Annotated in this window: 23 protein-coding genes and 1 riboswitch; of the genes, 8 read left to right on the top strand and 15 right to left on the bottom strand. The window is 64.1% G+C overall.

Translation table 11 applies throughout. The features are described 5' to 3' along the window. Positions 1–23 precede the first annotated feature (23 nt). Complete coding sequence (locus tag ACTJKX_RS02540) at positions 24–1,520, bottom strand: CoA-acylating methylmalonate-semialdehyde dehydrogenase (protein WP_440724248.1); 1,497 nt, start codon at positions 1,518–1,520, stop codon at positions 24–26. Between the two features lie 158 nt (positions 1,521–1,678). Next, a complete protein-coding gene (locus tag ACTJKX_RS02535) occupies positions 1,679–3,004 on the bottom strand; it encodes an aspartate aminotransferase family protein (RefSeq protein ID WP_311933327.1) in 1,326 nt (441 codons plus the stop codon). Positions 3,005–3,288: 284 nt separating this feature from the next. Between ACTJKX_RS02535 and ACTJKX_RS02530 the strand changes: the two genes are divergently transcribed. From ACTJKX_RS02530 to phhA, 3 genes are all read left to right on the top strand, one after another. Then, positions 3,289–3,840 (top strand): cupin domain-containing protein, encoded by a 552-nt coding sequence (locus ACTJKX_RS02530; RefSeq protein ID WP_149254399.1) that lies wholly within the window; start codon positions 3,289–3,291, stop codon positions 3,838–3,840. Between the two features lie 38 nt (positions 3,841–3,878). Next, the gene (gene rutR / locus ACTJKX_RS02525; protein ID WP_149254398.1) at positions 3,879–4,523 is read left to right on the top strand and encodes an HTH-type transcriptional regulator RutR; all 645 of its coding nucleotides are present in this window, start codon (positions 3,879–3,881) and stop codon (positions 4,521–4,523) included. Positions 4,524–4,800: 277 nt separating this feature from the next. Then, entirely contained in the window at positions 4,801–5,673 is an 873-nt protein-coding gene (gene phhA / locus ACTJKX_RS02520) for a phenylalanine 4-monooxygenase (RefSeq protein WP_394310063.1), read from the top strand. A 13-nt stretch (positions 5,674–5,686) separates the two neighbouring features. Here phhA and ACTJKX_RS02515 read toward each other — a convergent pair whose 3' ends face one another. The 6 genes from ACTJKX_RS02515 to ACTJKX_RS02490 all read right to left on the bottom strand — a co-directional run bounded on the left by ACTJKX_RS02515 (position 5,687) and on the right by ACTJKX_RS02490 (position 11,510). Beyond that, a complete protein-coding gene (locus ACTJKX_RS02515) occupies positions 5,687–6,361 on the bottom strand; it encodes a hypothetical protein (RefSeq protein ID WP_440724247.1) in 675 nt (224 codons plus the stop codon). A 294-nt stretch (positions 6,362–6,655) separates the two neighbouring features. Beyond that, entirely contained in the window at positions 6,656–7,975 is a 1,320-nt protein-coding gene (gene preA, locus ACTJKX_RS02510; RefSeq protein WP_415082670.1) for an NAD-dependent dihydropyrimidine dehydrogenase subunit PreA, read from the bottom strand. 12 nt (positions 7,976–7,987) lie between these two features. Next, positions 7,988–9,337 (bottom strand): NAD(P)-dependent oxidoreductase, encoded by a 1,350-nt coding sequence (locus ACTJKX_RS02505; protein WP_440724246.1) that lies wholly within the window; start codon positions 9,335–9,337, stop codon positions 7,988–7,990. 399 nt (positions 9,338–9,736) lie between these two features. Further along, the gene (locus ACTJKX_RS02500) at positions 9,737–10,570 is read right to left on the bottom strand and encodes an anti-sigma factor (RefSeq protein ID WP_311933333.1); all 834 of its coding nucleotides are present in this window, start codon (positions 10,568–10,570) and stop codon (positions 9,737–9,739) included. Then, a complete protein-coding gene (locus ACTJKX_RS02495; protein ID WP_311933334.1) occupies positions 10,567–11,094 on the bottom strand; it encodes an RNA polymerase sigma factor in 528 nt (175 codons plus the stop codon). Before ACTJKX_RS02495 ends, ACTJKX_RS02500 begins: the two co-directional genes overlap by 4 nt. A 146-nt stretch (positions 11,095–11,240) precedes the next feature. Then, on the bottom strand, positions 11,241–11,510 hold the full coding sequence (locus ACTJKX_RS02490) for a (2Fe-2S)-binding protein (protein ID WP_311933335.1): 270 nt from the start codon (positions 11,508–11,510) through the stop codon (positions 11,241–11,243). Positions 11,511–11,783: 273 nt separating this feature from the next. On the opposite strand from ACTJKX_RS02490, the gene bfr reads away from it, so the two are divergent. Both bfr and ACTJKX_RS02480 read left to right on the top strand, forming a co-directional pair. After that, positions 11,784–12,266 (top strand): bacterioferritin, encoded by a 483-nt coding sequence (gene bfr / locus ACTJKX_RS02485; protein ID WP_311933336.1) that lies wholly within the window; start codon positions 11,784–11,786, stop codon positions 12,264–12,266. A 148-nt stretch (positions 12,267–12,414) separates the two neighbouring features. Beyond that, positions 12,415–13,116, top strand: a complete 702-nt coding sequence (locus ACTJKX_RS02480) for an aspartate/glutamate racemase family protein (protein WP_440724245.1) — start codon at positions 12,415–12,417, stop codon at positions 13,114–13,116. 103 nt (positions 13,117–13,219) lie between these two features. Here ACTJKX_RS02480 and greA read toward each other — a convergent pair whose 3' ends face one another. The 7 genes from greA to ACTJKX_RS02445 all read right to left on the bottom strand — a co-directional run bounded on the left by greA (position 13,220) and on the right by ACTJKX_RS02445 (position 20,095). Further along, on the bottom strand, positions 13,220–13,705 hold the full coding sequence (gene greA / locus ACTJKX_RS02475) for a transcription elongation factor GreA (RefSeq protein WP_440724244.1): 486 nt from the start codon (positions 13,703–13,705) through the stop codon (positions 13,220–13,222). Between the two features lie 38 nt (positions 13,706–13,743). Further along, positions 13,744–14,718: a transaldolase gene (gene tal, locus ACTJKX_RS02470; protein ID WP_394310074.1), complete on the bottom strand. Its 975-nt coding sequence runs from the start codon at positions 14,716–14,718 to the stop codon at positions 13,744–13,746. 233 nt (positions 14,719–14,951) lie between these two features. Further along, positions 14,952–15,731, bottom strand: a complete 780-nt coding sequence (locus ACTJKX_RS02465) for a class I SAM-dependent methyltransferase (RefSeq protein ID WP_440724243.1) — start codon at positions 15,729–15,731, stop codon at positions 14,952–14,954. Positions 15,732–15,765: 34 nt separating this feature from the next. After that, complete coding sequence (locus ACTJKX_RS02460; RefSeq protein ID WP_367624034.1) at positions 15,766–16,569, bottom strand: ABC transporter ATP-binding protein; 804 nt, start codon at positions 16,567–16,569, stop codon at positions 15,766–15,768. Next, positions 16,566–17,588 (bottom strand): FecCD family ABC transporter permease, encoded by a 1,023-nt coding sequence (locus tag ACTJKX_RS02455; RefSeq protein ID WP_367624035.1) that lies wholly within the window; start codon positions 17,586–17,588, stop codon positions 16,566–16,568. Before ACTJKX_RS02455 ends, ACTJKX_RS02460 begins: the two co-directional genes overlap by 4 nt. A 1-nt stretch (position 17,589) precedes the next feature. After that, positions 17,590–18,633 (bottom strand): ABC transporter substrate-binding protein, encoded by a 1,044-nt coding sequence (locus tag ACTJKX_RS02450; RefSeq protein ID WP_440724242.1) that lies wholly within the window; start codon positions 18,631–18,633, stop codon positions 17,590–17,592. A gap of 192 nt (positions 18,634–18,825) precedes the next feature. Further along, positions 18,826–19,055, bottom strand: a riboswitch (cobalamin riboswitch). Positions 19,056–19,126: 71 nt separating this feature from the next. Continuing rightward, the gene (locus ACTJKX_RS02445) at positions 19,127–20,095 is read right to left on the bottom strand and encodes a CobW family GTP-binding protein (protein WP_311933343.1); all 969 of its coding nucleotides are present in this window, start codon (positions 20,093–20,095) and stop codon (positions 19,127–19,129) included. Positions 20,096–20,376: 281 nt separating this feature from the next. On the opposite strand from ACTJKX_RS02445, the gene recQ reads away from it, so the two are divergent. The 3 genes from recQ (at position 20,377) to ACTJKX_RS02430 (ending at position 26,596) form a co-directional block, all read left to right on the top strand. Continuing rightward, complete coding sequence (recQ, locus tag ACTJKX_RS02440) at positions 20,377–22,221, top strand: DNA helicase RecQ (protein ID WP_440724241.1); 1,845 nt, start codon at positions 20,377–20,379, stop codon at positions 22,219–22,221. Positions 22,222–22,395: 174 nt separating this feature from the next. Further along, the gene (locus tag ACTJKX_RS02435; RefSeq protein WP_440724240.1) at positions 22,396–26,037 is read left to right on the top strand and encodes an acyl-[ACP]--phospholipid O-acyltransferase; all 3,642 of its coding nucleotides are present in this window, start codon (positions 22,396–22,398) and stop codon (positions 26,035–26,037) included. Next, on the top strand, positions 26,030–26,596 hold the full coding sequence (locus tag ACTJKX_RS02430) for a TetR/AcrR family transcriptional regulator (protein ID WP_394310082.1): 567 nt from the start codon (positions 26,030–26,032) through the stop codon (positions 26,594–26,596). Before ACTJKX_RS02435 ends, ACTJKX_RS02430 begins: the two co-directional genes overlap by 8 nt. Positions 26,597–26,709 lie beyond the last annotated feature (113 nt).

Genomic DNA, 26,709 nt, shown 5'->3' with positions numbered 1-26,709 from the left:
CGCACCCGGGAATATGCCTCCCCTCAGTTCGTCGAGGGGAAGTTCAGGTTCACGCCCGAGCGGATGCCGGTCGGCCAGCGGGCGGTCACGGTCTTCAGGCGGGTGTAGAATCGCACGCCCTCCATGCCGTAGATCGAGTGGTCGCCGAACAGCGAGCGCTTCCAGCCGCCGAAGGAATGGTAGGCGACCGGCACCGGCAGCGGCACGTTGACGCCGACCATGCCGACCTCGATGCTGTCGGCGAAGGCGCGGGCCGCATCGCCGTCACGGGTGAAGATGGCGGTGCCGTTGCCATATTCGTGGTCGTTGATCATCTTGGTGGCATGCGCATAGTCGCGGGCGCGCACCATGGAGAGCACCGGCCCGAAGATCTCTTCCTTGTAGATCGACATCTCTTCGGTGACGTGATCGAACAAGGTGGCGCCGACGAAATAGCCGTTCTCATAGCCCTGCAGCTTGAGCCCGCGACCATCGACCACCAGCTTGGCGCCTTCGCGCACGCCGGCGTCGATATAGCCGAGCACCTTTTCCTGGTGCTGCTTGGTGACCACCGGCCCCATCTCGGCCTGCGGATCGGCGGCGGGGCCGACCTTGAGCTTGTTGATGCGCGGCAGGAGATGCTCGACCAGCGTGTCGGCCGTCGCATCACCGATCGGCACCGCCACCGAGATCGCCATGCAGCGCTCGCCGGCCGAGCCATAGGCGGCCGAGACCAGCGCATCGGCAGCCTGGTCCATGTCGGCATCCGGCATCACCACCATATGGTTTTTGGCGCCGCCGAGGGCCTGGCAGCGCTTGCCGTTGGCAGCAGCCGTCGCATAGATGTACTGGGCGATCGGGGTCGAGCCGACGAAGCTGATGGCCTTGACGTCGGGATGGTGCAGCAGCGCGTCGACGGCTTCCTTGTCGCCATTGACGACGTTAAGCACGCCCTCGGGCAAGCCGGTGTCGAGGAGGAGTTGCGCCACCAGCAGGGCAGCGGAGGGATCGCGCTCGGACGGCTTGAGGATGAAGGTGTTGCCGGCCGCGATCGCCACCGGATACATCCACAGCGGCACCATGGCCGGGAAGTTGAAGGGCGTGATACCGGCGACGACGCCGAGCGGCTGGCGGTCATTGTGAGTGTCGATGGCCGGGCCGACATTGCGGCTGAATTCGCCGGCAAGCAGATGCGGGATGCCGCAGGCGAATTCGACGACCTCGATGCCACGCTGCACTTCGCCCAGCGCGTCGGAATGGGTCTTGCCATGCTCGGCCGAGATCGCCTGGGCAATCCTGTCTGCATTGGCCTCGAGCAGTTCCTTAAACTTGAACATGTAGCGGGCGCGCTTGAGCGGCGCGGTGGTCGACCAGGCCGGGAAGGCCTTCTTGGCCGCCTGCACGGCGGCATCGACATCCACGGTCGAGGACAGGCCGAGTTCGCCGCTCTGTTCGCCGGTGGCAGGGTTGAACACGGGCGCGAAGCGTCCGCTGGTGGTGGCGGTCTGCTTGCCGCCGATCAGGTTGTCGATACGGGCCATGGGGTTTCCTCTGAAAAATAGGTCATCCCGGACGCATTGCGGCACGCAGTGACGCGATGCAGATCCGGGACCGTCTTCCGATAGAAGCTCATCTGTCACGCGATCCCGTGTCGGCGACGCAGCATTGCATGCTGCATCGCGCACGGGATGACATGACCTCAATCCAGCGTCTTCAAGACGTCGCCGAGCGTGGTGACCAACTCGTCGATCTGCGCCTTGGAGATGATCAGCGGCGGGGACAGGGCGATGATGTCGCCGGTGGTGCGGATCAGGAGGCCTTTCTCATAGGCCTTCAGGAAGGCGGAGAAGGCGCGCTTGGTAGGCTGACCGGCGATCGGCTCGAGCTCGATGGCGCCGATCAGGCCGAGATTGCGGATGTCGATGACATGCGGCAGGCCCTTGAGCGAGTGCACCGCATCTTCCCAATAGGAGGCGAGATCGGCGGCGCGGGTGAGCAGGCCTTCCTCGGCATAGGTGTCGAGCGTGCCGAGCGCGGCGGCGCAGGCCACCGGATTGGCCGAATAGGTGTAGCCGTGGAAGAGCTCGATCAGGTGCTCCGGCCCCGTCATGAAGGCATCGTAGATCTCCTTCTTGGCGAACACCGCGCCCATCGGGATCACGCCTGAGGTGATGCCCTTGGCCACCGTCATCATGTCGGGGGTCACGCCGAAATAATCGGCGGCGAAGGGCGCACCGAGGCGGCCGAAACCGGTGATGACCTCGTCGAAGATCAAGAGGATGCCGTGCTTGTCGCAGATAGCGCGGATCCGCTCCAGATAGCCCTTGGGCGGCAGCAGCACGCCGGTGGAGCCGGCGATCGGCTCGATGATCACGGCCGCGATGGTAGAGGGATCATGCAGGGCGATCACACGCTCCAGATCCTCGGCATATTCGGCACCATGTTCGGGCAAGCCGCGGGAGAAGGCGTTGCGGGTGAGGTCATGGGTGTGGCGGATATGGTCCACGCCGGTGAGCAGCGTGCCGAACATCTTGCGGTTGGAGACGATGCCGCCCACCGAAATGCCGCCGAAGCCGACGCCGTGATAGCCGCGCTCGCGGCCGATCAGGCGGAAGCGCTGCCCTTCGCCGCGGGCGCGGTGATAGGCGAGTGCGATCTTGAGCGCGCTGTCGACGGCTTCGGAGCCGGAATTGGCGAAGAAGACGTGATCGATGCCCTGGGGCGTAAGCTGGACCAGGCGCGAAGCGAGCTCGAAGGCGGCGGGGTGCCCCATCTGGAAGGCTGGCGCATAATCGAGCTCGGCCGCCTGCTTCTGGATCGCCTCGGTGATCTTGGGGCGGCCATGGCCGGCATTGCAGCACCACAGGCCCGCCGTGCCGTCGAGCACCTGGCGGCCATCGGCCGTCGTGTAGTGCATGTCCTTGGCCGCGACGAACATGCGCGGATTGGACTTGAACTGTCTGTTAGCCGTAAACGGCATCCAGAACGCTTCGAGGTTGTTGGTCACACGGATCGGGGCATTCATCAGGATCTCTCCGGAAGCTGCCGGGGTCCCGAAGGCTGGCGGGAAGCCCGGCTCGTTAAGCTGGCAATAGCTTTGCCTTGAATTTGAAAATTATGCCAACTCTTTGTTGTGGCAGCATCATTCCTATTTCGGCCACACTTTCATACCCGAGTTTTCGTTCTAGAACGAATGTTCAATAACGAGCGTTAGGTTCGTAAATTTCCGCACGTTGAATACAAAGTGGAATTGCCGGTCGCGTTCATGATATTTAACACTCTAAACAGGCCTGGGCGAAGGACCACATCATGCAGAACGTCGATTTGGGTTCCCTGCTGCGGCGGGTACGCGAGGCGCGCGGATTGTCGCAGCGCCAGCTCGCCAAGCGTGCCGGCATCTCCAACGCCACCATCTCGCTGATGGAATCGAATGCAGTGAACCCTTCGGTCGGTGCCCTGAAGCGGGTGCTCGACGCCCTGCCGATCGGCCTGGCAGAATTCTTCGCCCTCGACGCCAATCCCGGCCGCAAGGTGTTTTATCGCTCGGGCGAGTTGATGGAAATCGGTCGCGGACGCGTCTCCTACCGCCAGGTCGGCTCGGATCTGCGCGGGCGCGCGCTGCAGATGATCTCCGAGCGTTACCAGCCCGGCGCCGATTCCGGCAAAGTGCTGCTGCACCACCAGGGTGAGGAATGCGGCATCATCATTCGCGGCCAGCTCGAAGTCACGGTGGGCGAAGATGTGGCCGTGCTTGGTCCCGGGGATGCATATTATTTCGACAGCCGCGAGCCTCATCGCTTCCGCAATGTTGGCGATACGCCTTGCGAGCTGATATCGGCTTGCACACCGCCAAGCTTCTGAGCCATGAAGGAATGGGAACAACGAAACAGGAAGCGCTCATGGCAGAGGGAGGAGAGGCCGGCCGGCAACGCAACAAGACCAAGCTCGGCCTGGCCAATATCGACAAGATCCTCGACAGCGCCCTTTCGGCCTTTTCGAAACATGGCTTGCGCGGTACGCGCATCGACCAGGTCGCCGAAGCCGCCGGCATGTCGAAGACCAATCTCCTCTATTATTTCCGTACCAAGGACGCCCTCTATGAGGCGGTACTCACCCGCACGCTGGAAGTCTGGGTCACGCCGCTGAAGGAACTCGACGCCACGCGCGGCCCGGTCGCGGCCCTGACGTCCTATATCGAGCACAAGCTCAAATGCTCGCGGCTCTATCCGGAGTCCTCCCGTCTCTTCGCCATGGAGATCATGCAGGGGGCGCCCCATCTGAAGAAGGTGCTGGCGACGGATCTCACCAACACCGTCCGGCAGAAATCGGTCATCATCCAGCGCTGGATCGCCGAAGGGAAATTGCGGCCGATCGAGCCCTATCATCTCCTCTTCATGATCTGGGCGACCACCCAGCATTATGCCGATTTCGCCACGCAGATCAGCGTCCTCACCGGCAAGGACCTCACCGACGAAGCCTTCTACGAAGAAACGCTGAAGACGTTGACAGAAACGATCCTACGCGGCGTGCTGGCCGAGCGCTGATCGGGCCTTGGGCCCAAAGCAATTTTCGGAAAGGTGGCCTCGCATTTAAGCTAATAAAATGCGCCAAAACAAAGAGTTATAGACAAAACACAACCCAGAGAAATCACGTCTTACCCTAGCAGCCGTGCTATCCTCACCCCACATGGATAGAGGGGTCATCCCCTAGAGCAAAGCGCGTTCAGGCGTGAACGCTTGTTTGCCCTAGCTCCTTGTTCCGACGCGTCTTTGCGATTCTTGGTGCTTCCAGGAAATCACAAAACGCTTTTGGGAGGACGAGATGGGACACGCTATACTGAGTGCTCAGACGATCGAGCAATGCATCATCCCGCAGGATTGGGATCGCTACACCAAGGAAGACCACGAGACCTGGTCGATCCTGTTCAAGCGCCAGCTCACGGCTCTCAAGGGCCATGTCGCGCAGGAATATCTCGATGGCCTGGCGACACTGGCTATCGACGAGACGGGCATACCGAATTTCGAGCGCATGAACGAAAGGCTGCGACGGGCCACCGGCTGGGAGGTGGTGGCCGTGCCCGGCCTGATCGCCTCCCGCCCCTTCTTCGAGATGCTGGCAAGCCGGCGCTTTCCGGCCGGCACCTTCATCCGCACGCGCGCGCAGCTCGACTATCTCGAAGAGCCCGACATCTTTCACGACGTCTTCGGCCATGTGCCGCTGCTCACCAATCCGGCCTATGCCGATTACATGAACGAATATGGCCGCATCGGCCTCGACGCGATCGACAACAAGGGCGTGAAATTCCTCGCCCGCCTCAACTGGTACACGATCGAGTTCGGCCTGATCCGCAAACCCGAGGGCATCCGCATCTATGGGGCGGGCATCGTCTCCTCCTTCGGTGAAGCCAAATATGCCGTCGGCGATACCTCCGCCCATCATCTGCGCTTCGATTTCGACAGGGTCGTCAGGACCGGCTACTACATCGACGACTTCCAGGCGAGCTACTTCGTGATCGACCGTTTCGAAGAGCTCTTCGACCTGCTCAAGGGGATCGATGCACCGGCGCTGTTCGCCGAATTGCGGGAGAAGCCCACGCTGTCCCCTTTCGAGATCCGGCCCGAGGACGAAGTGCTGCGCCGGGGCAGCGGCGACTATTGGCGTGATTTTCCCAAGACCAAGGCGAAGCTGAAGTAGAGCGATCCTTCGCTCAATGCGCGGCCAGGAAAGCGTTCATGTAGAAGCCCGCCTCCCCAGCGCCATACGCCTTGTCAGGGGCGACCGGACAAGCCCGGCGCGCGAGGCAGCCACCATGCCTGCAGTTGGTGCCTTGCGGTGAGTGCACATGGGCGGCGCAGCGTTCGACATCGTAACCGGCCGTCGTGAAGGCCCCGACCGGACAGCTGTTCAGGCAGGGCTGGGGCGCACAGCTCTCGCAGGGATGGACTGCCTCTGCGAGCGGCGGCAGCGCCAGCCTTTCGCCAAGGCCGAGCGCCCCGCGATAGCTGTGCCAGAGACCATGCACGGGATGCACATAGATGCCGAGCGGCGAAGGGAAGACAGCGTCGCCGCGCTGCGCCCATCGTTGGAACGGCAAATAGGGCGGACCGCCGAAGGGATAGAGGGCGACGGCACCGAACTGGTTCGCCATCGCGTCGATCACCCGGGCGGACCAGCGATCCAATGGATGCTGCGCACCATCGGCTGCCTCGGGCGAGGCCGCGAAAGCGGGCCATTGCCGGCCGCCGCTCCAGCCGAGCAGCACCAGCGTTTCGACCGGCCCGGTGTCGAGCGCCGGTACGCCGTCCTCCTGCCGAGGATGGAAGGCACCTCTCACCGAGACGCCGACAGCTTCGGCATGTTCTGCAATCTGATCCAGCGTCATGGGCTCGGCGTGATTTCCCGATGAGAGCGCTGCATCCTGGTCTGGGCGGAGAGGGATGACAATCTCATTCTGCTCGGTCGAGTGTCACCCTCATCCGGCTGCCGCCACCTTCTCCCGCAAGGGGAGAAGGGGTTTTGATGGCGAAGGCCGAGACCAACTGAGCGACCCCAAATACCGCATCCCACGCCGAGTAAATTCCCTTCTCCCCTTGCGGGTGTCGTCAACTCTCTTGAGTTGACTAGAGGTGGCGGCAGCCGGATGAGGGGTGGTGGCGCGGCCCGCTCGAGTCCTGCCCTACTCCGCCGCCGCGGCTGCCTTGGCATGCACGGCCGGATTGTTGGGATGCTCCTTCCAGGTGCGATGCCCGCCCACCGGCCTGCCGGTGCGCTTGTCGACTCCGGACGTCACCGGTTCGAGCGTGATGCAGTTCTCGATCGGGCAGACCACGGCACACAGATTGCAGCCGACGCACTCCTCCTCGATCACCTCGAACTTGCGCTCGCCGGCGACCATGTTGGTGATGGCCTGGTGCGAGGTGTCCTCGCAGGCGATGTGGCAGCGGCCGCATTTGATGCAGGCATCCTGGTCGATATGGGCCTTGACCACATATTCGAGGTTGAGGTGCTGCCAGTCGGTCACCTGGGGGATGGCCTTGCCGACGAACTGGTCGACGGAGGTATAACCCTTCTCGTCCATCCAGTCGGACAGGCCGGAGATCATCTCCTGCACCACCTTGAAGCCATAGACCATGGCAGCCGTGCAGACCTGCACCGTGCCGCAGCCAAGCGCCATATATTCCACGGCATCACGCCAGGTCTCGACGCCGCCGATGCCAGAGATCGGCAGGCCGCGGGTGGCCTCAGCCCGGGCGATCTCCGAGACCATGCTGAGCGCGATCGGCTTCACCGCCGGGCCGCAATAGCCACCATGGGTACCGAAGCCATCCGTGTTCGGCCAGGGTCGCATATTGTCGATGTCGACCGAGACGATGGAGTTGATGGTGTTGATCAGCGACACCGCGTCAGCCCCGCCGCGCTTGGCCGCTTCGGCGGGCTTGCGCACATCGGTGATGTTGGGCGTCAGCTTCACGATCACCGGCATGCGGGTATATTGCTTGCACCAGCGCGCGACCATTTCGACATATTCGGGCACCTGCCCGACGGCCGAGCCCATGCCGCGTTCCGACATGCCATGCGGGCAGCCGAAGTTCAATTCGATGCCATCGGCCTCGGTGTCTTCGACGAAGGGCAGGATCGACTTCCAGGCATTTTCCTCGCAGGGGACCATCAGGGAGACGATGAGCGCCCGGTCCTTCCAGTCACGCTTGACCTGCTTGATCTCGCGCAGATTGACCTCGAGCGGCCTGTCGGTGATCAGCTCGATATTGTTGAAGCCCATCACCCGGCGGTCCTGGCTATGCCAGGCGCCGTAGCGCGGGCCGTTGACGTTGACCACCGGCGGACCCTGCTCGCCGAGCGTCTTCCAGACCACACCGCCCCAGCCCGCCTTGAAGGCGCGGACGACGTTGTATTCCTTGTCGGTCGGCGGCGCGGAGGCCAGCCAGAACGGATTGGGTGACTTGATGCCCAGGAAATTCGTGCTGAGATCGGCCATTTTCGTTTCTCCTCACGCAGCCTTGGCTTGGGACTTCAGAACGCGATCGATCGAAAGAGCGGCCTGCTTGCCGTCCTCCACCGCCGCCACGGTCAGATCCTTGCCGCCGGCGACGCAATCGCCTCCGGCCCAGATGCCGGGCACCGAGGTGCGTTGCTCGGCATCGACGGTAATCCGGCCTTTTTCAAGTGCGAGCGCTACGCCATTCACTTCCTCGGGCAGGAAGGATTGCCCGATCGCGGTGAAAAGCTGGTCGCATTCGAGCCTGACGGTCTCGCCGGTGCCCGTGAGGCGCCCGCCCTGCTCCACGGTGTATTCGAGCTCGACGGCCACCAGCCTGCCGTCCTCAGCATGCAGCCGCGCTGGCTTGAGCCAGTGGCGGATCAGCACGCCATCGGTCTGCGCCACCTCCTGCTCGTAGTCGGAGGCATTCATCTGCGGCTGGCCGCGGCGATAGGCGATGGTGACGCTCTCCGCCCCCAGGCGCTTGGTCTGCGAGGCGATGTCGATGGCGGTCATGCCGCCGCCGATCACCACGATACGGCGGCCGACCGGCAGGTCAGCGAGATCCGCCGCCTGGCGCAAATCGGCGATGTAGTCGACGGCATCGATCACGCCCTCGATCCCCTCTTCCAGGCCGAGATCGTTGGTGTCGCCTAGTCCCATGCCAAGGAAAACCGCATCATACTCACGAGCGAGGCTCGCCAGTTCGACGTCGCGGCCAAGGCGCTTGCCATAGTCGATGGTGATGCCGCCGATCGCCGTGATGTAGTCGACCTCGGCCTGGGCAAAGCCGCCGGTGCTCTTATAGGCGGCGATGCCATATTCATTGAGCCCACCGGCCTTCTCGCGCGCCTCGAACACGGTAACCTCATGGCCCAGCGTTGCCAGCTTGTGGGCACAGGACAGGCCCGCCGGACCGGCACCGACCACGGCGACGCGCTTGCCGGTGGGGGCGCCGCGCTTGAACAGTTGCCGGCCCTTGGCGAAGAGCTCGTCGGTGGCGTAGCGCTGCAGATTGCCGATCTCGACCGCCCTGCCCTCCGAGGTCTCCTTGACGCAGGCTTCCTCGCACAGCGTCTCGGTGGGGCAGACGCGGGCGCACATGCCGCCCATGATGTTGGATTCCAGGATGGTCCGGGCCGCGCCGACCGTGTTGCCGGTCATGATCTCGCGGATGAACATCGGAATGTCGATCGAGGTGGGGCAGGCCTTTACGCAGGGCGCATCGTAGCAGAACAGGCAGCGCTCGGCGGCAACGCGCGCCTCATGCCTGCCGAAGGCCGGATGCAGGTCTGAGAAATTGCTGGCGAGCGTGGGGGAATCGAGACGGCCCCGCGCAATGTCGGATCGTGCAGTCATCTGAACCTCTGGTATTTGGCTCTTTATTTTTTACCAGTTGATCAAAAGAACGAGTCGCTGTCAATCACACTTTTGAACAGCTCCAGAGTGAGAATCTGCCTGTCTCGACGGCTTGGCAAGGGGTTTGGGGGCTGGTCTTCAGACCCGCCCCTTTCAAGGTGTTTGGAACGAACCCGGAAAAAACTGGGACAGGGCAACACGACCCCTCATCCGCCCCTCCGGGGCACCTTCTCCCGCAAGGGGAGAAGGCAACCGACCAGCGCCGCGTCTCCTGAAAAGATCCCCTTCTCCCCTTGCGGGAGAAGGTGCCCCGGAGGGGCGGATGAGGGGTCGCACCACTCTATCCGACATTCAGACCTCAACACCTTGAAAGGGGCGGGTCTGAAGATCCGCCCGCCATCATGCCGCGATCTGCTTCGCCAGCATGGCGGCGAGCTTCTGCATGATCTCGTCCGGCCCGTGGCCGATCAGCATGTAGGAACGCTCCGCATCCGACCAGTAGACCACGTTGAAGCCGTTGCGCTGTTCGAGCGTCGGCGGCGTTACCGCACCGGGGCTGTTGCCATAGATGCAGAAGGCGAGCGGGCCCGTCAGTTCGTCGAGATAGGCGATCTCGACCAGGGGCGCATTGTCGTAGTGGAAGAGTTCGACGCGCTTGAGCTCCTGGGCCGGCAGGCTGATCTTCTCGGGCGTCAGCGGGAAGCCGAGCCGACGGGTCGCTGCGGCAAGATCACGCTGCGCGGTGGAGACGTCGTTCGGCATCCAATCGAGCGTCTGCGACGTCGTCAGCCCCCAATAGTCGGCGACGGTCGAACGCCAGGCGTCCGGCCCTTCATGGTCGCTGCGCTGCGACGAGGGCAACGGCCAGAGGCCGGGCGGCATGTAGTGGCCGACCCCGGTACCCACGACGAACAAGGCGAGCGCTGCTGCGACCGCGGCAGGCGGGATGCGCCAGCGCGAGCCCCGTGCATTGTCATTGGCCACCGGCGCCGGAACCGCGGCCAGGCTTTCGGCCAGAAGCGCTTCCAGACGTTGCCGTGGCGCATGCGCCGTCAGGGCCTCGTAACTCTGCTCGAAGGGGAGCGAACCGCCCGCCAGAGCGTCCAGCCTCGCCTTCAAGGCCGGTTCCCGAGCCAGGCGCCCTTGTAACGCCGCACGTTCTTCGGGCGGCAGCGCATCATCGAGGAAAGCCACGAGGACGGCATCGTCGGGTCCCATCTCTTCCACACTCATGATGTCTCCCCCGAAGCGCCCTCGGGCGTATCCCTGTTCAGATGAGCGAGCCTGAGCCGGGCCGAGGCAAGACGACTCATGACGGTGCCGATCGGCACGGCCAACATCTCGGCCGCCTCGGCATAGCTGAGCCCCTCGCCATAGACCAGAAAGACGGTTTCGCGCAGCGCTGCAGGCAGGGCCTGCACATGCCTCAACACCTGAGCAGCCAAAATATTCGTTTGAAACTGCCGTTCGCCGTCAAAAGACAGAGCCGCCTCCGCCTCGTCGAGTTCGACGGGATTGCGGACCTTGCTGGCCCGGATCTCGTTGAGCCAGATCGAACGCTCGATGGCGAACAGCCAACGATCGAGACGCGTTCCGGGGATGAACTGGTGCGACCGCTCGAGCGCCCTCAGGCAGGTAGCCTGGACCAGTTCCTCCGCCGCCTGTCCGCTACCCGATAGCACAAGCCCGAACCGCCACAGCGCTACAAGATGCGCGGCGAGGCCGGTTCGAACGTCCTGATCACCTGATTGGGGCATGAATCGCCTATGCCGATATGGCGCGGCATTATTGTGGCGCGGCTGGCGGGAAACGCAATCATGTGAAAAGGGGTGGTGGGCGGACTTGCGACAAGCATTACCGCCGCTGCGCCAAAGTCTCCCTATCCCTTCTGTTGTCAGAAGGCCTATTCGGCGGCGTCGAGCAGGATTTCGTCGGCATTCGCCGCTTCGACCATGTCACGCAGGGCGCAATCCTCGGTGCAGTCATGGCAGCGTGCTGCTGCGCGTGCATCGGCGAGAATCTGCCGCACGGTGATCAGGCAGCGGCCGCATTCCGGTCCGCAACCCAGGCAACGATAGGCATCTGCAGCCGAACGCGGACACCCCGGCTGCTCGGTCGCGAGCGTGCTGGTGAAATCCTCATCGGTCAAAACACGGCAGGAACAGACGATCATTCGCGGCGATCTTGGGCTCGAGCAAAGGCAGTGACGCGAGTGATGTGGACGGACGCGAGCGCCTTGTCAATGGCTCGCCGCAACAATAGAATCGTTATAAATCAGTAGTTTAGAATGACAATAAACTGGGGCTCGCCTCGACAGTCATCGGTGACCGACCTCATCCCTTCCCCTGGATAAAATCCTCCGGACAAATTTGACGTCACCGGGGGCTTGCCTAAATTTAGAATTCTTCTAATGTGATTTCAGTCCACTAAGTACGGAGAAACGCTCATGAAGGGCGACAAGAAGGTCATCGACTATCTCAACAAGGCGTTGCGCAGCGAACTGACCGCAATCAATCAATATTGGCTGCATTACCGGATCTTCGACAATTGGGGCCTGCTCGGTCTTGCCAAGAAGTGGCGTGCCGAATCGATCGAGGAGATGCAGCACGCCGACAAGCTGACCTCGCGCATCCTCTTCCTCGAAGGCTTCCCGAACATGCAGACGCTCGATCCGCTGCGGATCGGCCAGACGGTGAAGGAAGTTCTCGAATGCGATCTCGCCGCCGAGCGCGAGGCGCGCTCCCTCTATCAGGAAGCTGCGGAATATTGCCGCACCGTCAAGGATTTCGTCTCCGAGAACCTGTTCAAGGAACTGATGACCGACGAGGAAGGCCATATCGACTTCCTTGAGACCCAGCTCGACCTGGTCGAACGCCTCGGCATCCAGAACTACTCGCAGAGCCATCTCGGCGGCTTCTCGGAAGAATAGGCCGTTCTTCCTCAGAACTATCGGACAAGGCGGTCGCGACGACCGCCTTTTTCTTTGGTTTCGCCGGCCTGCAGCGACGGCAGGCGCTCACCTCGTATAAGGTAACCGTATCGACCATTGCCACGCTTCCGTAGCCGACGAGGACCCAATGCCGAGCAGATCGCCGATACACATCAAGCCAACCAGGATCGGCCTGATCGGCGGCTTGGCGGCCAGGGCCGGGATCTACTACTACGAGCGGATCCTGCAAGAATATCAGGGGGCGAAGATCGCCCTCGACCTGACGCTGAGACATGCCGACGTGGGCACGGTACTGCACCATGTCGGATCGGGGGACAGGGACGGGCTCGGCCACTATCTGGGCTCGCTCGCCAACGAACTGTTCGACGCCGGCATGGACACGGTGTCCATCACCGCCATCGCGCCGCATCTTGCCATCGACGAAATCAAGAAACGAGCAAAGGGCCCGATCATCGACGTGCTGGCAACGATCCCGGGCGCCCTGAAATCCGCGGGCTTCGAACGCGTCGCGATTTTTGGCAACCGCGCCGTGATGACCTCGGCGGTCTTCGGCGCCGTGCCGGAAGATATGGTCGTCAAGCTCGATCCAAGCGAGATCGCGCGCGTACACGAGACCTACACCGACATTGCCCTCTGCGGTAAGCGCGGCACCAAGGCCGAGGTCGCCTATTTCGACGACCTGGCTGGCGACCTGCTCGGCCGGAGGGGCGCACAAGCCATCATGCTGGCCGGGACGGACCTGTCGTCCTTCTATGCGGATCGTGAGCCCGATTTTCCCTTCCTCGATGTGAGCGCCCTGCACATCGAACAAATTCTCGCAGGAATCTGAGCGGCATCGCCGGCGAGGAACTACAGCACGACATCAAGAGGTTCGAGTCCGGAGTCACGGTCACACGTCGATCTTTGAACCGCCCCTGCAGGACTGGTCCGGTTCAATTCGGTTCCGGCGTGATATCGATCTCGACGACCTCGCCCTCCTGCGGCCCGACGCGGATGACCTCCCCGACATCCTTGCCGAACAACGCCTTCGCTAGCGGCGAGACATGACTGATCCGGCCATGGGTGGCGTCGGCCTCGTCTTCGCCGACGATGCGCCAGACCCTTTCGCGCCCGTCGGGATAGTGCAGCGTGACGGCCATGCCGAAGCGAATGCCGGCATCGGCGACAGAGGGCGTCACCAACTCCGCAGAGGCCCGCCGGGCAGCCCAGTAGCGAATGTCGCGCGAGGCATTACCCATGGCAATGCGATCCCCCGCGGCCTCCGCCGTTGCGAAAAGCGCGCGCGCTCGCCTGAGCTCGGCCTCGATCATGGCAAGGCCGCGCGCGGTGACGAGATTGCGCTCGATCGAAATCGGCCGCTCGGGAAGGACCTGGGCGTCCTCCCCTTCCTGGCCGTCCTGGGTGAAGGCTCGGCTCATGTTGCGACGATCAGGCGGCTAAGGTCATGCCGCCAAGATCATGCGGCCTGGGCTGTGCCCTCGACGCGCTTGGCGATGAGGGTGCGCAGCTTGCCGAGATCCTTGGCGAAGCCGCGAATGCCTTCGGCGAGCTTCTCGGTCGCCATGGCATCCTCGTTCATCTCCCAGCGGAAGGCGCGTTCGTCGATCTTGCCGGTAGTCGGAGCAGCGGCATAGTTGTCGGGCGAGAGCTGGCGCTCCAGCGTGCCTTGATCCGCATCGAGCGCCTGCAACAGGTTCGGTGCGATGGTGAGACGGTCACAACCGGCCAGCGCCTCGATCTCGCCGGTGGAGCGGAACGAAGCGCCCATCACGACCGTCTTGACGCCGCGGGACTTGTAATCGGCATAGATACCGCGAACCGACAGCACGCCCGGATCCTCTTCCGGGGTGAAGGTGCGGCCGTCATTCTTCACGTGCCAATCGAGGATGCGGCCGACGAAGGGCGAGATCAGGAACACGCCGGCATCGCCGCAAGCCACGGCCTGCGCCTTTGAGAACAACAGGGTCAGGTTGCAGTCGATGCCTTCCTTCTGCAGCACCTCGGCGGCACGGATGCCTTCCCAGGTCGAGGCGATCTTGATCAGAATGCGGTCGCGCTCGATGCCGCGCGACTTGTAGTCGGCGATGATGGCATGCGCCTTGGCAATGGTCGCCTGCGTATCGAAGGAGAGGTCGGCGTCGACTTCGGTCGAAACGCGCCCGGGAACGAGCTTGGTGAGTTCCGCACCGAAGGAAACGGCGAGGCGATCGGCGATGGCTGCGACGACGCCGTCCTTGCCGCCACCCTGCTTGCTGCCCCAGCTCACGGCTTCCGCGATCAAATGGTCATAGGCCGGCATTTCGGCTGCCTTGAGCAGCAGGCTCGGATTGGTGGTGCAGTCCACCGGCTTGAGCGCCTTGATCGAGTCGATATCGCCGGTATCGGCGACCACGACCGTCATGGCACGCAATTGTTCGAGTTTCGAAGCCATATGTTACGTCCTTGTTCACAGAGCTTGTTAGCGTCCCGTCACGGACCATAGACCCCAGCCCCGGCGGCGTCATCAGTTATCATGCCTGTTTTTCTGCCTCGCCATCGGAGCGGGCAAGAGAGCACGGTGCGGCAGACATTTGCCGCCTCGAACATGCCTCGGATGATCCTCCAGGCTGCTTATCAAGATATGGCTCCGTTGCCGGGAGATACAAGGCGACTGCGGTACGCGGATCACTTGCGGCAGCAGATGATGAAGCGCTGGTAGAGATAGGTGCGCAGCCGGTTGCGCAGATTCGCCCGGCGCCTCTGGGCGGCGGCTATCGGCCGATGCGAGGAGACCACGACATCCCTGAAACCGGCCTGCTCCAGGAGCAGCAGGAGATCGGTGCTCCGCAGTCCCCGGCCAAAAGGCAGCCGCTCCATGATGCGGGCATGGCGTTCGCCCATCGCGCCATCATAGTAGGGATCGGCGCCACCGAGGCGATCGATCAGGGCGATGAGCCTGGACGCCATGCGTCCGGTCCTGGTCGGTCTCGCCCAATCCCCGTCGAAGAACAGCAATCTGCCACCCGGCTTCAGCACGCGATGCCAATCGGCGAAGGCCTTCTGCGGCTCGGTCAGCGTCCAGACCAGATGCCGGCAGACGACGGCATCATAGGCGCCTTCCGGTTCCATGGTGTTTTCGGCGTCGCCGAGCCGGAAGCGCAGGCGCTGTCGCCCGGCATGCTTGCGCCGGGCGACAGCCAGCATCGCCTCGGAAAAATCCAGGGCCGTGACCTCGTGGCCGAGCGCCAGCAGCAGCTTGGTGATCTCGCCCGTGCCGCAGGCGAGGTCGAGAACCCGGCGCGGATCGCTGCCGAGATGATCGCGGATCGCCGCAGCCCAGGCCTCGAATTCCGGACCTTCGGGAATGTGATGCCCGAAGGCGCGGTCGAAGGTTTCCGACCGCCCCGACCAGTAATCGCGGATCTCTTCCTTGAGATCGTAATTCGCGGTGCCGGTGCTGGTCATCTGACGGTTCTCTCCATCTGTTGGCGGATGCGGGTCATGACGCCGCCGCGATCCAGCCCGCCCGCGGTGCCGGAAGATCCGGATGCCGATAGCGAATGAAGCAGCCTCCCGCGCCGTCGCGAACGATTTCGGCGGCGACACCGAAGACCGACTGGATGCGCGCCGCCGTCAGCACCTCGGACGGAGGACCGATCGCCTCGATCCGTCCCGCCTGCATCAGGGCAATGCGGTCGCAGAACATCGCCGCGTGGTTGAGGTCATGCAGGGCCGCCACCACGGTGAGGTTCTGACGGTGCACCAGATGCAAAAGGCCGATCTGGTGGCCGATATCGAGATGATTGGTGGGCTCGTCGAGAAGCAGGATCTCCGGCTGCTGCGCCAGGGCACGAGCGATGTGGAGGCGCTGGCGTTCCCCACCGGAGAGCGTGTGCCACAGGCGACCGGCAAGGGCGGTCATCGCCACCTCCTCGAGCGCGAGGTCGACGATGGCATCGTCCTGGTTCGACCAGGGCGTGAAGGCCCCCAGATGCGGTGTTCGCCCAAGCTCCACGGCCTGGCGGGCGGTAATGCGCTCGGCCGTCTCGGCCTGCTGTTCGACCAGGGCGATGCGGCGTGCGACTTCGCGGCGAGCGAGGCCATGGAGCGGCTGGCCCGAGAGAAGCACCTGCCCCCCCTGCGGACGGCGAATGCCGGCCAGCAGGGACATCAGGCTGGTCTTGCCCGAACCGTTCGGGCCGATGATGCCGAGCAACTCGCCCGGACGGACCTCCAGCGATACTCCGTGCAGGATCGAGACCCCACCAGCCGACCAGGACAGATCGTGGGCCGACAGGCTCATGCCGTCGCCTTTCTTTGGCTGAGGATGAGAGCGAAAGCCGGCGCACCGACCAGAGCCGTGATCACGCCGATCGGCAGAACCTGGCCGGGGATGATGATGCGGGACAGAATGTCGGCGATGATCATGAAGACGGCGCCGATCAAGGCGCTGGCCGGCAGCAGGCGCCCATGGCGCACGCCCACAACCATCCGCGCCGCATGGGGGATCACCAGCCCGACGAAGCCGATCGATCCGACGATACTGACCATCACGGCCGTCATCATCGCCGCAACACCGACGAGCACGACATAGGCGCGCCGGACGGAGATGCCGAGGGACGCCGCCGATTCCGTGCCGAAGGTGAAGGCATCGAGCGCGCGGGCATGCCACAGGCAGACCAGCAGCCCTACGGCCGTGACCGGCAGCGCCAGCCAGACGTCGGGCCAGCGTACACCCGAGAGATTGCCCAGCAACCAGAACATGATGCCGCGCGCCTGTTCGGCATTGGCCGCCTTGGTAACGATGAAGGAGGTCAGGGCATTGAAGAGCTGGGATCCGGCGACCCCGGCCAGGATCACCGCGCCGGTGCCGCGGCCCGAGCGCATCGCCAGCAAGGCGACGAAGCCGAAGGCCGTCAGCGCACCGAGAAAGGCGCCGGCGGGCAGGCTCAGGACCCCTGCCCCGAGGCCGAGGATGACGACCCCGACCGCTCCCGTCGATGCCCCGGCCGAGATGCCGAGGACATAGGGGTCGGCCAGGACGTTGCGCAGCAGCGACTGCAGCACGACGCCCGACAGCGCCAGGGCCGCGCCGCAGCAGGCCGCGACGACCGCGCGGCTCAGCCGGTAGTTCCACACGATGCCTTCATCGATGCGATCCAGACCATAGCCGGCGCCCCACAGGCGATTGGCGGCCGTCTTGGCGACGACGTCCATCGGAATGGCCGTCTCGCCAATGGCGGCGCCCAGCCAGAGGGCCAGCACGAGCACCGCCAGCGCCAGCATCCCGATCGCCAGTAATCGTGTGACGGGGCGATTCATCTCAGCGCTTCAGGCCGAAACGCTGGATGGCATCGGCGAGCATCTCGATGCCCTCGACGACGCGCACGCTCGGCTGCATCGCCTGCACGTCCATCTCCACGACATGGCCCTGCTTGACCGCCGGCATCAGGCTTGCCACCGGATCGGTCTTGAGAAAGTTGAGCTTCACGGCGATGTCGTCGGCCGGATAGCGGCGACGATCCATCCGGCCGGCGACGATGATGGTCGGATCGGCCTTGGCGATGGTCTCCCAGCCGACGCTCGGCCACTCCTCCTCGCTCTCCACGACGTTCCGCACACCCAACGCCGACATGATATAGCCCGGCACGCTGTTCTTGCCGGCCATATAGGGATCGACGTCGACCTTGGCGCTCGAGAACCAGAAGGCGGCGGAGACCTTGCCATCGCCGGCCGCGATCTTGCGGCGGGCGGCTTCCTCACGCGCCTTTAGCTCGGCGACGACTTTCGCCCCGCGCTCCTGCACGTCGAAGATCTCGGCAAGCTCGGTGATCTCCCGATAGACCAGATCCATGGTGAAGAGGGTGCCGCGCGTGCCATCGCCGCCGCTGGAATTGTCCTTGCCAACGCAATCGGCGGGCGAAACATAGGTCGGGATGCCAAGTTCCTCGAACTGCTCGGGCTTGCCGACAATACCGCTGGGCCCGACATGCCATTGGAACTGCGCCGTCACAAGATCCGGCTTCCTGGCGATCACGCTTTCGAAGCTCGGATCATTGTCGGCCAGACGCGGAATTTTGGCATTGGCCGCTTCATAGCCGGGCAATACAGGGCCGAACCACACCGCCGTGCCGACGACCTTGTCGGCCAGGCCGAGGAGATAGAGAACCTCCGTGCTGCTCTGGCCGACGGAAACGGTGTGCTGCGGCGCATGCTCGAAGGTGACGGTGCGGCCGCAATTGGTGAGCTTGAGGGGATATTTCGTTGCCTGCGCAGCCGCCGGATCGATACCCAGCGCCAAGCCGAAGCTGGCCGCAAGCATGACGGCGAAGCTGGACCAGCGGGCCTTGCTCGTTGAAAGGATCATGACGTTCTCTCGTTTCGCGATAGGGGAAGCAGCGGTCTTCAGCACCAGCCGAATACCGTGAGGTTTCCTCAGGCCAGACCGTGGCAAAGGACGTGAGCGTGCGAAGCGGAGGGAACAGGCGGGCAAGCGCCCGAAACGTCGGGAAGAAACGTCACATTGTCTCCTGTTCCGGGCATCCCCGCCCGTGACATGGGATTGATCGAGATGACGGCAGGTTTCCTGGCTCGCGGATAAAGGCCTTGCATCTGCCTTCCCATGGGAGACCCACAGTGGCATGGCGCCTTTCGCGCCACGGGGATGCTTGGCAATCCGCCTACAGTTGCGGGGGCAGCCACGGCATGGGCTTTTAGAAAGCCGAACCGTGTTCCCTATTACTCCCGACGGACTTGCATCCGACGGGAACCGTCACCGCACAGTTATCGGGGCGTCACGACCGCGGTCAAGCGAATATGCAAAGCGAACGGCCCCTGATGCCGTGCCCTGCCTTCCCGCGTCAGGCCCGACAGGCCAGGAAGCCCTGTTCGATCACGTCCTTCGGCAGGTTGCGGCCGATGAAGACCAGGCGGCTTCGGCGCTCCTCCTCCGGCTTCCAGGCACGCTGATGATCGCCTTCGAGCAGCATGTGCACGCCCTGCACGACGAAGCGCTGCGGATCGCCATCGAAGGCGACGATGCCCTTCAGGCGCAGCATGTCCGTGCCGAACTGTTGCACGATCATGTTGAGCCAGGGCATGAATTTGCCGGGATCGAGCGGCTCCTGGGACACGAGAGCGAAGCTGCCGACATGATCGTCATGGTCGTGGTCATGGAAACCCTCGAGGAAATCAGGCTCGGCTTCGAGGATACGGTCGAGGTCGAACGCGCCGCGGCCGAGCACCTTGTCGAGCGCGATGTCGCAACGCCGGGTCTCGTGGAGAGTGGCGGTGGGATTGATGCGACGGATCCGCTTCACCACCCGATCGAGTTCCTCTGCCGTGACCAGATCGATCTTGTTGAGGAGGATCGTGTCGGCGAAGGCAAGCTGCTCCTGCGCCTCATGCGCCGTCTCGATCTCGCCGAGCAAATGCCGGGCGTCGACCACGGTGACGATGGAGTCGAGCTGGGTCTTGGCGCGCACATCGTCATCGACGAAGAACGTCTGGGCAACCGGTGCGGGATCGGCCAGCCCGGTCGTCTCGATCAGGATGGCATCGAAGCGGTCGCGCCGACGCATCAGGCCCTCGATGATGCGAATGAGGTCGCCGCGCACCGTGCAGCAGATACAGCCATTGTTCATCTCGAAGATTTCCTCGTCGGTATCCACGACAAGGTCATTGTCGATGCCGACTTCGCCGAACTCATTGACGATGACCGCATATTTCCTGCCGTGGCTCTCGGTCAGGATACGGTTGAGAAGCGTGGTCTTGCCTGCCCCGAGATAGCCGGTGAGGACGGTGACGGGTGTCTGCGGCGCGGGCTGCATGATGTCGGAATTCCTTGATCCGTTGCGGATGCCCCACAGCATGTCGCTGCCGAGAGGCCTCATTGAATTTTGATTTATATGAAACGTTATAACATAACTATCGCAATCGCAAGCGAGCTCTCACCATCGTCACCCCAGCAATCGCCACGCAGGTGGGCAGAGGCTTGCTGGCATTCTCGACCGTGATCATTCCACCGGATTTGTCTGCCAGCAGAGGAAATCCATGCGGGAAATTTTCGAATCACGGCCCTTGTCGGGTAAGCCTCACGCTTCACCCTGCAATGGAATCAGGCACCAAGGTGCATCCTGCCGGCATGACCCTCTCCTCTCCGCGAGATCCTCTCGCCATCCTCAATAGCGTGTTCGGCTACGCCGCCTTTCGCGGCCAGCAGGAGGCGGTGGTGCGCCATGTCACCGGAGGGGGCGATGCGGTGGTGCTGTTCCCGACGGGAGCCGGCAAGTCGCTGTGCTACCAGATCCCGGCTCTGTGCCGGCGCGGCGTCGGCATCGTGGTCTCGCCGCTGATCGCGCTGATGCGCGACCAGGTCGAGGCACTCAAGCAGGCCGGCGTGCGGGCGGCGCCGCTCAACTCCTCCCTGTCGCGCGAGGAGGCCTACAAGGTCCGCCGTTCCCTGATGGACGGCAAGCTCGACCTCCTCTACGTCGCACCGGAGCGCGTGGCGACGCAAGGTTTCCAGGCCCTGATCGCCGATGCCGACATCGCGCTCTTCGCCATCGACGAGGCCCATTGCGTCAGCCAATGGGGCCACGACTTCCGGCCTGAATATCGCGAGCTCGGCGGCCTCGCCGCGTCCTTCCCCGGCGTGCCGCGCATCGCCCTCACCGCCACGGCCGATCCGGTCACCCGTGCCGACATCATCGAGCGGCTCGGCCTCAACCAGGCCGAGGTCTTCGCCACCAGCTTCGACCGGCCCAACATCAGCTACGCCATCGTCGAGCGCGACAATGCCCGCCGGCAATTGCTGGCCTTTCTGGCCGGGCACAAAGGCAATAGCGGTATCGTCTACTGCCTGTCGCGCGCCAAGGTCGAGGAGACGGCGCAATGGCTGAACGAGCAGGATATCCGCGCCTTGCCCTATCATGCCGGCCTGGAAGCGGCTGTTCGCAGCGCCAACCAGGACGCTTTCCTGGAGGAGGAAGGCCTCTGCCTGGTCGCCACGGTCGCCTTCGGCATGGGCATCGACAAGCCCGACGTGCGCTATGTCGCCCATCTCGATATCCCTGCTTCGGTGGAGGCCTATTACCAGGAGACGGGCCGCGCCGGCCGCGATGGCCTGCCCTCGGATGCCTGGATGAGCTACGGTATGGCCGATGTGGTGCAGCGCCGCCGCATGATCCAGGAGGGCAATGCGCCGGAGACGGTCAAGCGGGTCGAACTCGGCAAGCTCAACGCTTTGCTCGGCATCTGCGAAACCGCCGAGTGCCGGCGCAAGGCAATCCTCGCCCATTTCGGCGAGACCCATCCCGGCCGCTGCGGCAATTGCGATACCTGCCTTTCGCCGGTGGAGAGCTGGGACGGCACCGATGCCGCCGTCAAGGCGATGGCCGCGATCTACCGCACCGGCCAGATGTTCGGTGCCGCCCATATTATCGACGTGCTCACCGGCAAGGTCACGGAGAAGGTCCAGCGCTTCGGCCATGACAACCAGCCCGTCTTCGGGGCCGGCAAGGACATCGAGGCGCGCACCTGGCAGTCGGTGCTGCGCCAGCTCACCGCGGCCGGCCTCGTCAATGTCAACCACGAGGCCCATGGCGCCCTGATCCTGGCCGAGGAGGCGCGAGCCGTGTTCAAGGGCGAGCGGCAGATCGTCTTCCGTCGCGACCGCCCCCGCAAGAGCACCGAGACCAAACGCGCCCGGCGCGGCGAGATCGAGATGTCGGAACGCGACGGCGCCTTGTTTGCCGCCCTTCGGGCGGAGCGCAGCCGCCTCGCCCGCGAGCAGGGCGTGCCGCCCTACATGATCTTCGCCGACACCACCTTGCGAGCCATGGCGAGCGAGCGCCCCGGCAGCCTGCCGGAATTTCTGGCCCTGCCTGGCGTAGGCCAGGCAAAGCTGGAGCGCTATGGCGAAGTCTTCCTGGAAGTCGTCAGGCGCGAGGGCTAGGATGACGGCTCGGTACCGCTGGTTCACGCCACTGTGCGGCGGCGCACAGGCCGGACATGAGCCAGCCCTCCCCTCCTTGACGCCGTTTACCATACATTTTAAGTTAGTGAACGAACGCTAACTTAAAATGCGATTCTCCCGCGCCCGGTACGCGCCCATCCAGGAACCACACCGATGCTCGCATCGCTGATGTCCGCCCGCCGCTTCTGGCCCCTGTTCTGGAGCCAGTTCTTCAGCGCCTTCAACGACAATTTCATCAAGCAGGCCCTGACCATCCTTGCGGTCTACGGCATTGCCGAAACGGCCGCGATGGAAGGCGGCGACAGCATGGTCTCGATCGCCGGTGCCTTGATCGTGCTGCCCGGCCTGCTGCTGTCGGGTCTGGCGGGGCAATTGGCCGACCGTTACGACAAGGCCCGGGTCGCCCGGCAGATCAAGCTCGCCGAGATCGCCATCGTCGCCATCGCTGCGGTCGGCTTTGCCCTGCACTCCATGCCGATCCTGCTGGTCAGCATGCTCACGCTCGGCATCATGGGCACGCTGTTCACGCCGGTGAAATACGGCATCCTGCCGGACCATCTGGCGCCGGAGGAACTGCCGGCCGGCAACGGCCTGATCGAGGCAGGCACCTTCCTGTCGATCCTGATCGGCATCATCGGGGCCGGCTTCGTCGCTCCCCACCTGCCCAGCTGGATCGTGGCCGCCATCATGGTGGCGGTGGCCGTGGCCTGCTGGTGGTTTGCCCGCCTGATCCCGCCCACGGGCGAAGCGGCCCCCGACCTCAAGGTCGACTGGAACATCATCCGATCGAGCTACCAGCTCGTGCAACTGGTGGCCTCCGACCGCAAGCTCCTGATCGGCTCGCTGGCGGTGGCCTGGTTCTGGATGAGCGGCATCGTCATCCTGTCACTGACCCCTTCCCTCGCCCACAGTGTCATCGGCGGTGACGGCACGCTCAATACCTGGTTCACCACCGCCTTCTCGATCGGCATCGCCATCGGTTCGATCCTGGCCGCACGCCTGGCCACGGGCCGCATCATCGTGCTGCTCTCCCCGATCGGCTGCATCCTGATGGGGCTGTTCTGCCTCGACGTGGCCTGGATCGCCTTCGGTACCGAGCGCTCGGCCACCCCCCTCCATTTCCTGAGCTATCTCGCCACCGGCTCCGGCGTGCACATGACCCTTGCGCTCGTGCTGGTGGCGCTGGCAGCGGGCCTGTTCATCGTGCCGATCTATGCGGCCGTCCAGCATTGGGCGCCCAAGGACGAACGCGCCCGCGTCATCGCCGGCGGCAATGTCATCACGGCCCTGTTCATGACGGTCGGCGCCGGCGGTCTCTCCCTGCTGCAGGGTAAATTCGGCCTCACCACACCGACGGCCCTGCTCGGCATCGCCGTCCTCGACATCATCGCCGGCGTCATCCTGCTCTATGTCCTGCCCATGAGCCGGTTCCGCGACTTCATCCTGCTGCTCTACCGGCTGCTCTATCGCCTCGAGGTCAAGGGCATCGAGAACCTCGAGACGCCGACGCCCCATCGCATCATCGCGATCAACCATGTCAGCTTCCTCGACGCCGGCCTGGTCCTGGCCCTGCTCGACAAGGATCCCGTGTTCGCCATCGACCACACCATCGCCAAGGCCTGGTGGGTCAAGCCCTTCCTGAAGATCTGCCGGGCCTATCCGCTCGACCCGACCAAGCCGATGGCGACGCGCGGGCTGATCAATGCTGTGAAGGCCGGCGAGACCCTGGTGATCTTCCCCGAGGGGCGCCTCACCGTCACCGGCGCGCTGATGAAGGTCTATGACGGCGCCGGCCTGATCGCCGACAAGTCGCATGCCGACATCGTGCCCATGCGTATCGACGGCCTGGAGCGTACGCCCTTTACCAGGCTCGACGCCAACAAGGTTTCGCGCCGCTGGTTCCCGAAAGTGACCGTCACTTTCACCGAACCGACACGCCTCACCATCGATGAGGACCTCCGCGGCAAGAAGCGCCGCCAGGCCGCCGGCGCCGCCCTCTACGACGTGATGTCGGACCTCATCTACAAGACGAGTTCGGTCGACACCGATCTCTTCCGTGCCCTGGTGGCGGCGGCCGACAAATATGGCCGCAAGCGGGTGGTGCTGGAGGACCCGGTCAGCGGCACCCTCACCTATAAGCGCCTCTTGATCGGCATCAACGTGCTCGGCCGCAAATTCATGGGCTTTACCGCCCCCGGCGAGCATGTCGGCGTACTCCTGCCCAACGCCAATGCCGTGGCCGTCACCTTCTTCGCCCTGCAATCGACGGGCCGCATCCCGGCCATGCTGAACTTCTCCGCCGGGCAGGCCAATCTGATCTCGGCCTGCAAGACAGCGCAGGTGAAGACGGTGCTGTCGTCCCGCGCCTTCGTGGAGAAAGGCCGGCTCGGCGATGTCGTGGCCGCGATGGAAGAGCATGTGCGCTTCGTCTGGCTGGAGGATGTGCGCGCCGAGGTCGGCACCGCCGACAAGCTGAGGGCCCTCCTCGGCGCCGGGCGCGCCCATGCCAGGCCCGCGCCGGGTGCCCCCGCCGCCGTCCTGTTCACCTCGGGCTCGGAGGGCGCGCCGAAGGGCGTGGTGCTGTCGCACAGCAACATCCTCTCCAACATCGCGCAGGTCGGTGCCCGCATCGACTTCGGCCCCGGCGACATCGTCTTCAACGTGCTGCCGGTCTTCCATTCCTTCGGCCTGACCGGCGGCATGATCCTGCCGCTCGTCAACGGCGTCAGGCTCTACCTCTACCCGACGCCGCTGCACTACCGCATCATCCCCGAACTGATCTACGGCACCAACGCCACCGCCTTGTTCGGCACCGACACCTTCCTCGCCGGCTATGCCAAGATGGCCAATCCCTACGACTTCCGCTCGCTGCGCTATGTCGTGGCCGGTGCCGAGCCGGTGAAGGTGGAGACCCGGCGGGCCTATAACGAGAAGTTCGGCCTGCGCATCCTGGAAGGCTACGGTGTCACCGAGACCTCGCCGGTGCTGGCGCTGAACACGCCGATGTTCAACAAGAACGGCACCGTCGGCCGGGCTCTGCCCGACATGGAGACGCGGCTGGAGGACATTCCGGGCATCGAGGAAGGCGGCCGCCTGCATGTGCGTGGCCCCAATGTGATGCTCGGCTATCTCAAGGCCGATCAGCCCGGCGAGATCGCCGCACCCGAGGAAGGCTGGTACGACACCGGCGACATCGTCACCATCGATCCGCAAGGCTTCATCGCCATCAAGGGCCGGGCCAAGCGCTTCGCCAAGATCGGTGGGGAGATGGTGTCGCTCGCAGCCGTCGAGGCGATGCTTGCCGATCTCTGGCCTGAGAGCCCGGTGGCCGTGCTCGCCACCCCCGACCCGCGCAAGGGCGAGCGCCTGGTGCTGATCACGCCTCACAAGCAAGCCAGCCGCGCCGACGTGATCGCACATCTGCGCTACAAGCATGCCGCCGAGCTGATGATCCCCTCGGAGATCATGATCATCGACGCCATGCCGGTGATGGGCACCGGCAAGACCGATTATGTCGGCCTCAACAAGATGCTGAAGGAGCGTCAGGCCAATGCCGGCGCCGCCGAAGCAAAGGCCAGCCCACCGGCCCCGCTGCCGGGCTTGCCCGAGCCGCCCAAGCCCTCCGCCGCTTCGCCCGCGCAGGGCAATGGTGCCGAGCCGGAAGCCCATCGCCCTCCGCCTGCCCCGCTCGCCGCACCGGGTCGCCCCGCCGGCGAGTCCAGGCTGGCCGCCGAAGCAGAAGCGCCGCCTTCGGCCAGGGCCGCCCACGACGAAACGGGCGGGAATCATGCGTGACGGATCGAAGACGCGCGCCAAGATCGTGACGGAGGCCTTGCGCCTGTTTGCCCAGAAAGGTGTGGCAGGGACCTCGATCCGCGACATCGCCGGTGCCGTGGGCGTGGCGGAGGCTGCCCTCTACCGCCACTTCCCGTCCAAGGACGCGTTGTCGCGTTCCCTCTTCCTGGATGGCTATGCCAGGCTTGCCGGCGACATCCTGGCAGCGGACCAGGCCCATGACCGGTTCGACACCAAGATCACGCGGATCGTCGAGGTCTTCTGCGACCTTTTCGACGAAGACCGCGCCCTGTTCACCTTCCTGCTGCTCTCCCAGCACGCCCATCTGGCCGAGGTTCCCCACGAAGCCGGCAAGAACGTGGTGGAGGCCGTGCACTCGATCTTCGCCGGCGCCATGCAAAGGCGGGAGATCCGCGAGCACGACACCGACCTCCTGACCGCGATGGCGCTGGGCATCGTCGCCCAGCCCGCGATCTTCACCCTCTATGGCCGGCTCCAGGGGCCGTTGCGTCATCGCGCCCCGGACATGGCGAAGGCCATCCTGGCGCTGGTCGGTTAGGGGAATTTCGAGAAAATCCGATCGGCCCTTCGCTCAGGAGAACATGCCGGCACGGCATTGCCCCGGCATCGCGGAGGATCATATCGCACCATGCGGAAATGCCTGGGTTGCGG

The organism is Labrys sp. 22185, from assembly GCF_052045555.1.
GTDB lineage: Bacteria > Pseudomonadota > Alphaproteobacteria > Rhizobiales > Labraceae > Labrys > Labrys neptuniae.
This window is presented reverse-complemented; position numbering and strand designations above follow the sequence as displayed.

Excerpts from the sequence above, each read along its gene's own strand:
- ACTJKX_RS02540 (WP_440724248.1), bottom strand. The coding sequence starts at position 1,520 with ATGGCCCGTATCGACAACCTGATCGGCGGCAAGCAGACCGCCACCACC.
- ACTJKX_RS02535 (WP_311933327.1), bottom strand. The coding sequence starts at position 3,004 with ATGAATGCCCCGATCCGTGTGACCAACAACCTCGAAGCGTTCTGGATG.
- ACTJKX_RS02530 (WP_149254399.1), top strand. The coding sequence starts at position 3,289 with ATGCAGAACGTCGATTTGGGTTCCCTGCTGCGGCGGGTACGCGAGGCG.
- rutR (WP_149254398.1), top strand. The coding sequence starts at position 3,879 with ATGGCAGAGGGAGGAGAGGCCGGCCGGCAACGCAACAAGACCAAGCTC.
- phhA (WP_394310063.1), top strand. The coding sequence starts at position 4,801 with ATGGGACACGCTATACTGAGTGCTCAGACGATCGAGCAATGCATCATC.
- ACTJKX_RS02515 (WP_440724247.1), bottom strand. The coding sequence starts at position 6,361 with ATGACGCTGGATCAGATTGCAGAACATGCCGAAGCTGTCGGCGTCTCG.
- preA (WP_415082670.1), bottom strand. The coding sequence starts at position 7,975 with ATGGCCGATCTCAGCACGAATTTCCTGGGCATCAAGTCACCCAATCCG.
- ACTJKX_RS02505 (WP_440724246.1), bottom strand. The coding sequence starts at position 9,337 with ATGACTGCACGATCCGACATTGCGCGGGGCCGTCTCGATTCCCCCACG.
- ACTJKX_RS02500 (WP_311933333.1), bottom strand. The coding sequence starts at position 10,570 with ATGAGTGTGGAAGAGATGGGACCCGACGATGCCGTCCTCGTGGCTTTC.
- ACTJKX_RS02495 (WP_311933334.1), bottom strand. The coding sequence starts at position 11,094 with ATGCCCCAATCAGGTGATCAGGACGTTCGAACCGGCCTCGCCGCGCAT.
- ACTJKX_RS02490 (WP_311933335.1), bottom strand. The coding sequence starts at position 11,510 with ATGATCGTCTGTTCCTGCCGTGTTTTGACCGATGAGGATTTCACCAGC.
- bfr (WP_311933336.1), top strand. The coding sequence starts at position 11,784 with ATGAAGGGCGACAAGAAGGTCATCGACTATCTCAACAAGGCGTTGCGC.
- ACTJKX_RS02480 (WP_440724245.1), top strand. The coding sequence starts at position 12,415 with ATGCCGAGCAGATCGCCGATACACATCAAGCCAACCAGGATCGGCCTG.
- greA (WP_440724244.1), bottom strand. The coding sequence starts at position 13,705 with ATGAGCCGAGCCTTCACCCAGGACGGCCAGGAAGGGGAGGACGCCCAG.
- tal (WP_394310074.1), bottom strand. The coding sequence starts at position 14,718 with ATGGCTTCGAAACTCGAACAATTGCGTGCCATGACGGTCGTGGTCGCC.
- ACTJKX_RS02465 (WP_440724243.1), bottom strand. The coding sequence starts at position 15,731 with ATGACCAGCACCGGCACCGCGAATTACGATCTCAAGGAAGAGATCCGC.
- ACTJKX_RS02460 (WP_367624034.1), bottom strand. The coding sequence starts at position 16,569 with ATGAGCCTGTCGGCCCACGATCTGTCCTGGTCGGCTGGTGGGGTCTCG.
- ACTJKX_RS02455 (WP_367624035.1), bottom strand. The coding sequence starts at position 17,588 with ATGAATCGCCCCGTCACACGATTACTGGCGATCGGGATGCTGGCGCTG.
- ACTJKX_RS02450 (WP_440724242.1), bottom strand. The coding sequence starts at position 18,633 with ATGATCCTTTCAACGAGCAAGGCCCGCTGGTCCAGCTTCGCCGTCATG.
- ACTJKX_RS02445 (WP_311933343.1), bottom strand. The coding sequence starts at position 20,095 with ATGCAGCCCGCGCCGCAGACACCCGTCACCGTCCTCACCGGCTATCTC.
- recQ (WP_440724241.1), top strand. The coding sequence starts at position 20,377 with ATGGAATCAGGCACCAAGGTGCATCCTGCCGGCATGACCCTCTCCTCT.
- ACTJKX_RS02435 (WP_440724240.1), top strand. The coding sequence starts at position 22,396 with ATGCTCGCATCGCTGATGTCCGCCCGCCGCTTCTGGCCCCTGTTCTGG.
- ACTJKX_RS02430 (WP_394310082.1), top strand. The coding sequence starts at position 26,030 with ATGCGTGACGGATCGAAGACGCGCGCCAAGATCGTGACGGAGGCCTTG.